This is a genomic window from Streptomyces sp. NPDC059788, from assembly GCF_042732265.1.
Taxonomy (GTDB): domain Bacteria; phylum Actinomycetota; class Actinomycetes; order Streptomycetales; family Streptomycetaceae; genus Streptomyces.
In genome coordinates this window covers 1-7,459 of the sequence record NZ_JBHWHY010000104.1, presented here as the reverse complement: position 1 = coordinate 7,459, position 7,459 = coordinate 1, and the positions used below count along the sequence as shown (strand labels likewise).

At 70.8% G+C, this 7,459-nt stretch carries 7 protein-coding genes; 3 read left to right on the top strand and 4 right to left on the bottom strand.

Features of this window, described 5'->3' with window-relative positions; all coding sequences use genetic code 11:
- Window positions 1–92: 92 nt before the first annotated feature.
- Together ACFV57_RS42425 and rsgA are read right to left on the bottom strand one after the other, a co-directional pair.
- Window positions 93–1,409, bottom strand: coding sequence for a GNAT family N-acetyltransferase (locus tag ACFV57_RS42425; RefSeq protein ID WP_385244579.1), 1,317 nt, complete (start codon window positions 1,407–1,409; stop codon window positions 93–95).
- Window positions 1,406–2,503: a ribosome small subunit-dependent GTPase A gene (gene rsgA, locus ACFV57_RS42420; protein ID WP_385244577.1), complete on the bottom strand. Its 1,098-nt coding sequence runs from the start codon at window positions 2,501–2,503 to the stop codon at window positions 1,406–1,408. Before rsgA ends, ACFV57_RS42425 begins: the two co-directional genes overlap by 4 nt.
- A gap of 401 nt (window positions 2,504–2,904) precedes the next feature.
- Between rsgA and ACFV57_RS42415 the strand changes: the two genes are divergently transcribed.
- Window positions 2,905–3,777, top strand: coding sequence for a recombinase family protein (locus tag ACFV57_RS42415; RefSeq protein ID WP_385244575.1), 873 nt, complete (start codon window positions 2,905–2,907; stop codon window positions 3,775–3,777).
- Window positions 3,778–4,205: 428 nt separating this feature from the next.
- Complete coding sequence (locus ACFV57_RS42410; RefSeq protein ID WP_385244572.1) at window positions 4,206–5,180, top strand: tyrosine-type recombinase/integrase; 975 nt, start codon at window positions 4,206–4,208, stop codon at window positions 5,178–5,180.
- Between the two features lie 349 nt (window positions 5,181–5,529).
- Here the strand turns inward: ACFV57_RS42410 and ACFV57_RS42405 are convergent, their stop codons facing one another.
- Together ACFV57_RS42405 and ACFV57_RS42400 are read right to left on the bottom strand one after the other, a co-directional pair.
- The gene (locus ACFV57_RS42405; protein ID WP_385244569.1) at window positions 5,530–6,366 is read right to left on the bottom strand and encodes an SDR family oxidoreductase; all 837 of its coding nucleotides are present in this window, start codon (window positions 6,364–6,366) and stop codon (window positions 5,530–5,532) included.
- Between the two features lie 156 nt (window positions 6,367–6,522).
- Window positions 6,523–6,957 (bottom strand): nuclear transport factor 2 family protein, encoded by a 435-nt coding sequence (locus ACFV57_RS42400; protein ID WP_385244566.1) that lies wholly within the window; start codon window positions 6,955–6,957, stop codon window positions 6,523–6,525.
- A 197-nt stretch (window positions 6,958–7,154) separates the two neighbouring features.
- On the opposite strand from ACFV57_RS42400, the gene ACFV57_RS42395 reads away from it, so the two are divergent.
- On the top strand, window positions 7,155–7,459 hold a 305-nt coding region (locus ACFV57_RS42395), incomplete at its 3' end, for a helix-turn-helix domain-containing protein (RefSeq protein ID WP_385244563.1).

Genomic DNA, 7,459 nt, shown 5'->3' with positions numbered 1-7,459 from the left:
GGGGGCCCCTCGCCCGGGGGGGGCGGGGGCCCCGCCCCCCCCCGGGGGGGGGGGCCCCCGGGGCCCATGCCCCGGGGGCACCCCGGGAGGGGTCACACGCCGAAGGCGGCGGGGTACTGGATGGTGCCGGCGGGTACCGGGCGGGTGTCGTCCAGAGCCATGGCCATCATGGCCTCGTCGGGTACCTCGAAGGGGGCTCGGATGCCGAAGCGGGAGGCGGGAGTGAAGCCGAACCGCGGGTAGTAGTCGGTGTGCCCGAGGACGAGGACAAGGTTTTCGCCCATGGCCCTTGCGGCGTCCAGGACGGCACGGATGGCGGCGGAGCCGGCGCCGGTGCGCTGGGCCGAGGGCAGTACCGCACAGGGGGCCAGGGCGAGGGCAGATGCGCCGTCGACGTGGCAGCGGGTGAGCAGAGCGTGCCCGACCAGAGTGCCGTCGGGGGCCTCGGTGACCATGGACAGGCCGTCGATCCATGCCTGCGGGTCGGCGCGCAGGGCGTCGACGAGGTCGGCTTCCCCTGCCGTGGGGAAGGCGGCGAGGTTGATGTCGCGGATGGCGGTGATGTCCTCGGCGGTTTCGGGGCGGGTGGTCCAGGTGGTCATGGCAATTCCGTTCTCGGGAGTGTGAGGGGTGTAGTCGTGGGGCTGGAGGAGGTAGACGGCGTAGTTGTAGTCGCTGCCGTGGTCGCTCCGCATGGCGATCTCTGCCCGCATCGCCGCGAGTGCCTGTGGCATGCCGGGCTGCAACGGGTCCGCTCGGGCGATCCGCTGGGCGAGCGGCGTGTAGTACTCGTCCCACCAGTCACTTTCCGGCAGCGGCCGGTGCGCGCGGACCTGATAGCCGGCGGCCTGCGCGGCGTCGGCGTTCGCGGTGCGGGTACGCAGCGGGTAGGACGCCCCCCAGTACGCGCGGACGGGTGCGGCGGGATCGGGCACGGTCCATTCGATCTCGGTGACGACGAGGATGCCGCCCGGGGCGAGCAGCCGGTGCCAGGCACCCAGGGCAGTGTCGAAGCCGACGGTGTAGACCGAGCCCTCGGCCCAGATCACGTCGAAGCTGTGATCGGGGAAGGGCAGCCGGTCCATCGAGCAGTTGAGGACCGTGACCCGGTCGCCCAGGCGCCGGCGGGCCACCTCGGCGGCAAGGCTGTCGAGGAAGGGCTGGTGCACGTCGACCGCGGTCACGTGGGCGTCGGCTTCCTCGGCCAGCAGCAGGGTGGAGCGGCCGGGTCCGCAGCCGGCGTCCAGCACCCGCGGGTGCTCGGGCAGCGGCCCCGCCTCCTCCAGCAGCCGTCGTGTGGTGGTGTCCGAGCCGGGGCCCTGCCGGGGCAGACCGCGGTGCAGGGCGAAGAACGCCTCCGTCACCGGGTCGGTGCCAGGAGCGTAGTCGGGTGCGGGAGTGCCGTTCACAGCTGACGCTCCCGGAACTGATAGGTGGCGCGCAGCTTCTGCGCGATGTCCTTCTTGGCGGCCTTGCGGCCGGCCTGCAGCCGCGCGTCGGTGCGCGAGGCGGCGTAGGCGTTCTCCCGCAGCAGCCGCTGGTAGCTGTCCAGGCGGCGCCGGGGAAGCTCCCCGGCCTCGACGCCGGCCAGGACCGCGCAGCCCGGTTCGCCCAGGTGTGCGCAGTCGGTGAACCGGCAGTCCTGTGCGAGGCGCTGGATGTCGGCGAAGGTCTGCTCCAGCCCGTCCTGGGCGTCGTGCAGGCCGATCGCGCGCAGACCGGGGGTGTCCAGCAGGACCCCGCCGCCGGGCAGCGGCAGCAGTTCCCGCCAGGCGGTGGTGTGGCGGCCCTTGCCGTCCACCTCGCGCACGGCGCCGGTGGCCAGCCGGTCCTCGCCCAGCAGCTGGTTGCCCAGGGTGGACTTGCCCGCTCCGGAGGGGCCAAGCAGCACGATGGTGCCGCTCAGGACAGCCGTCAGGGTGTCCAGGCCCTCGCCGGTCACGGCGCTGGTGACCAGCACGTCCGTACCCGGTGCCACCTCCGATACCTCGGCTGCGGCCGACTGGACGTCGGCGCACTGGTCGGCCTTGGTGAGCACCACGACCGGCTGCGCGCCGCTCTCCCAGGCCAGGGCGAGCATGCGTTCGGTCCGTCCGTGCTTGAGCGGGGCGGCCAGCGAGACCGTCACCACGGCCGTGTCGAGGTTGGCGGCCAGGACCTGGCCGTGCGAGGTACGTGAAGCGGTGGAGCGTACCAGGGCGGTGCGCCGGGGCAGTACCGCATGCAGCACCGGCCTGTGGCCGGTGGTGGCGGGACGCAGTGCGGCCCAGTCACCCGTGCAGGGCGCCGACAGGGGATCACCCTGACCGGCGGTGCCGGGGATCTCCGCGCGGACGATTCCGGCATCGGTCACCGCCTCGCACGAGCCGCGTTCGGCCCGGACGACGCGGGCTGGGATCAGGTCGACAGCGCGATGGGGTGTGAAGGCGTGCTCACACGCCTCGTCCCAGCCGTAGGCCGCCAGGGAGAAAGGCTGGATGTGGAAGGAAGAATGTTGAGACAACGTAGAGACCCTTGAACGGGGCCCCGATAAGCACGGAGTGCTGCCCTCTCGTGAGCCGTCAGGGCTCCAACGGGGGCATCAGTGTCAGGTCAGACCGGGGCCCGGGACGTGAGGATGGTCCGGCGGGCACTGCACACGGCAGCGGCCTCTACGACAGTCATCAACTCACCTCCCACTTCTGGTCCCGCAGTCGACTTGGTTGTCTCTGCATCCCCAACGCTAACACGTCCATTTCCTGGCGTCGGACGCTGCCGGCCAGCGGTTGGGTGAGGGCATTGGCGTTTCATGGGTGGCCGCTCGTGAAACACCCGCCCGCCCGGCGGTCCACCTGCGCCAATCAGGTTTCATGAGTCGTTGCAAATGACTGAAAGTCTGGAACGCACCCATGAATCAGTCCTGGTGTGATCGACGACTTCAAGCGCGTGGAATCGCACGACTGCCCGATGTCCACCTGCGCCGCCCCTGCAGGCTCCCCCTGCCGGACCGGCAAGGGCAAGGTGGCCATCCAGTACCACACCGCCCGCTTCCGCCTCGTGCCCCAACTCGCCAAGACGCTCAGCGTGCCGACCCCCGCCGTCCGCAAGCCGGGGTCGGTATGGATGGAGCTGCCCCGGCCAGTGAGCGCCGTAGCCGAACCGGTCGGTCACGTCCGCCTCGGCTACGCCCGAGCCTCGACCGCCCGGCAGTCCCTCGACGCACAACTCGACTCCCTTGCCGAGGCTGGGGTGACCCGGGTCTTCTCGGAGAAGATCTCCACTCGCGCCACCCGGCGCCCCGAGCTGGAGGGTGCCGTGAAGCTCGCCGGGGAGATCCGTTCCTCAGGCGTCGCCGTGACCCTGGTCGTCCACGAGCACAAGCGGCTCGGCCGCGGCATCGAACTCGCCATGCTCGCCGAGGAGCTGAAGGCGAGCGACGTCGGCCTGGAGTTCCTGACCGGGGAGCTGAAGGGCTCTCACGACCCCACCGGAATCGTGTTCACCGTGCTCGCCGCGATGTCCGGGATGGAGCGCGAGTACATCCGCGACCGCACGCTGGAGGGTCACGAGTCCGCCCGCAAGCGCGGCAAGACCATCGGCGGCGCAGGCGTCACCGACGACTCCATGCTTTCCCTGGCCCTCCACCTTCGCGACCAGGAGATGAGCCTGCGCGACATCGCGAAGCGGCTCGTCATCATCACCGGAGCGAAGAAGGGGCAGCACCCCTCCCCGGCGACTGTGATGAGGATGCTGCGCGAGCACGACGAACACACCGCAGCGATCTCGACACCGCAGTAGGCCCGTCCGGCATTCAAGATCATCCCGTCGGCCCTTTGACCCGTATCTCGGTCAGACCCCCATTAGATCTAACAGGGGCAACCAAGCCGACTACGGGATGCCGGCACCCGGATGCTGCTCTTCCACCCGGGTGCCGGCACATCCCTCGGGCCGCGCTCGCCCTCACCTCAGTGGAGCGCCGACGGAGGCATTCCGCGCGGCGCGGCGGGCCGTACGGATCACGGGGGTTGAGGAACATCCATGTCAGATCGTGCGCTAGGCCCGTGTTGGCCCTGATGGGCGGCTGACGGGGCGTCGGTCGCCGGAGCGCTCTGAAGTCGTTCCGCAGATAACACCCCATTATCTGCGGGAGCATGGTTCGTGAGCTGCGGTGATGCTCTCCGGGCCGCGCGTGAAGCGGCCCTGTTATCTGTAGCAAGGGGAAAGCGGTGCCCACCGTCGTGCAACTGCCGGCCGGGAAGGCGTTGACCGTCCGTGCGGCGGCGGATGCCTTCCTCGACTCGCTCCGGAACCGAAACACGGTCCGCCGCTACGCGACCGGCGTCGGCAAGACGGCCGAGCGGATCGGGGAGGGCCGCCCGCTGGGGTCGGTCGCGGACGACGAGATCGGCGAGGCCCTGGAACTGTTGTGGGGCACCGCGGCGGTCAACACCTGGAACGCCCGCCGGGCGGCGGTGCTGTCGTGGCTGGGCTGGTGCGCGGAGTACGGCTACGACGGCCCGGCGGTCCCGGCCTGGACGAAGCGGTTGGCGGTGCCGGACTCCGAGACCCCGGCCCGCTCGAAGATGGCCGTGGACCGGCTCATCGCCCGGCGCGAGGTCCACCTGCGGGAGAAGACGCTGTGGCGGATGCTCTACGAGACCGCCGCCCGCGCGGAGGAGATCCTCGGGGTGAACATCGAGGACCTGGACCTCGCCGCGCGCCGCTGTCCCGTGAAGGCCAAGGGCGCCCGGAGGAAGGCCCGCCGCCGGGGCCAGGCGCGCGAGGACTTCGTGCTGGAGACCGTCTACTGGGACGCCGGCACCGCCCGGCTCCTACCCCGGCTACTGCGCAGCCGGACCCGAGGCCCGGTGTTCGTCACCCACCGCCGCCCCGGCCCGGGGAAGGTCGTCAGCCCGCGCGACGTGTGCCCGGACACCGGCCTGGCCCGGCTCTCCTACGGCCAGGCCCGAGCCCTGCTGGACGAGCACACCGCCGTACGCGGGCCGGGCACCGGCTGGGACCTGCACGAGTACCGCCATTCCGCCCTGACCCACCTCGGCGAGCAGGGCGCCTCCCTGCTGATGCTGATGGCGAAGTCGCGGCACAAGAAGCCGGAGAACGTCCGCCGCTACTTCAAGCCGTCCCCCGAGGCGATCTCGGAGCTGACCAGTCTGCTGGCCCCCGGCGACGCGCGCCGCTGACCCTGCTGTCAGCGGTGTGCCCTACCGTGAACCACACCACGGCCAGACGCGTACCGCCGTTCGCCGCCGCTCTGAGCGCCCACGCCGCCAGGGGCACAGTCGGCCAAGGTCCTCCGGGGTCCGCGCCGGTCGAGTCGGCTCCCAGCGTCGTCGCCGAACTGGCCCGCCGGATCGCACTGAACACGTCCAACGCCGACGGGCGGCAAGTGCCGGCCGTCTCCTCGGTCGACCACCTCACCGCAGAGGGCGGCCGGGCGATCAACGCGGAGAACCGCGCGGCATACATCGCCGAGTACGGCGAACCCGCTTTTGCCACTCGTCGTCGGCGGCGACTGACGCCTGGTCTCGGTCACCGGGCGGTTGTGGCCGCCACCGAGTGGGCGATGTCGCGATGAGCCTCGTGTTCGGCGAGCCGGCCGGTGAGGGCGGCGCGGACGTCTTCGTAGGTGTCGGGGCCGAGCGGGAGGCGGAGCGGGGTCGCGCCGGAGTCGATGAGGTCGATCATCGCGTCCGTGAGCTTCTCCGCGCTGTTGGGCACCGGGAAGTGGCCGCCGAGGAACGCCTGCCGGGTGTCGGCCGCGGGGGTGTTCTCGTACTCGGGCAGGGGCGGTGCGATGTCGAGCGACGTGCCGAAGCTGGTGGGGGTCGCACCCGGCTCGATGATGGTCAGGGCCAGGCCGAACGGCGCGATCTCGTGGGCGACGGTCTCGCAGAACCCCTCGATGCCCCACTTGGAGGCGTGGTAGTAGCCGAGGCTGGGGTAGGTGGTCTGACCGCCCGCGGTGGACACCTGCAGGATGCGGCCTCGGCCCTGGGCGCGCAGGTGCGGGAGGGCGGCACGGATGACCTGGATCGAGCCGAGCAGGTTGGTGTCGATGACGCGCCGGATCTGCTCGTCGGATGCCTCCTCGACGGAGGCGAGGACGCCGTAACCGGCGTTGTTGACGACGACGTCGATCGTACCGAGGGTCTTGAACGCCTCGGTGACGACGCGACGCACTTGCTCGGTGTCGGTGACATCGAGCTGGGCGGTCCAGAGCCGGTCGCCGTGCTCGGCGCGGAGGTCGCCGAGAGCCTCGGGCCGGCGGAGCGTGGCGGCGACGCGGTCGCCACGGGCCAGGAGGCGTTCGGTGAGCAGTCGCCCGAAGCCTGAGGAGGTGCCGGTGATGAACCAGGTGGTGGTCATGGTGTGTCCTTCGCTGTGTGGTGCGCGTGGCTGGTTGCGGTGTCGCTGATGCGGACAGGGGTCATCGATGCGACGGCCTGGGCCTGGGCATGAGTCGGCCGAGCTGCTTGCGCTGCCGTGAGGCAACTCGGCCGGACTCGTGAAGGGGTGCCGTCGTCAGCGGGTGCCCGCCTCGGCGCGCGCGTAGAACGCGGCGAACTCGTGGGGGTTCTTGGTGTAGACGTCGATCTTGCGCACCGTTCCGTCCTCGACCTGGTGGATCTCGACCATGGTCAGCGGGAATTCCTCACCGGTGGTGTGGGCCGTGAGCGTTCCGGTGAGCGTTCCGATGACGCCGGCCGGGCCTTCGAACACCTCGGCATCAGTGATGGCGACGTTGGCGTAGCCCATCATCGCGCCCAGGATCGACTGCACGAACACCTCGCGGCCCTGGTGCACGCCGCCGTAGGGGAGCTGGGTCGGCTCGTCGACGATCACCTCAGGGTCGAGCCTGGCCAGGACACCCGGCACGTCGCCCTTGCTCAGCGCGTCATACAGCCCTCGCACGACCTCCGCGGGGCTCTCCGTCACCGTCTTCATCTGGTTGCTCATCTCGCGTGCCCTTCAGGTTTGTTTCCGGTACTGGAAAGGTCGGCCGGCCCGGGGCACATGCGCCCTCGCACCGGTCGGGCCCCGGAGGATCGGGGCACGCACCATGCAACGGCAGACGGCCGTGACCGGGGAGTCTCTGCTGCGAGGGGTACTGGCAGGGACCCCCACCGCTCGCGTGGCCCGCCTACGCTGTCGTCATGGACAACCGGGACGCAGTCAGCGCTTTCCTCCGCTCCCGACGCGACAAGATCACTCCCGAGCAGGCGGGCCTGCCGACCTACGGTCAGCGGCGGGTGCCGGGACTGCGCAGGGGAGAGGTCGCCACGCTGGCCGGGGTGAGCGTCGAGTACTACACGCGCCTGGAGCGCGGCAACCTGCGGGGTGTCTCCGACAGCGTGCTGGACGCCCTCGCCCAGGCACTGCGGCTGGATGACACCGAGCGCATGTACCTGTACGACCTCGCCCGCGCTGCCGGTCCGGCGCCTAAGGCTGTATCTTATAA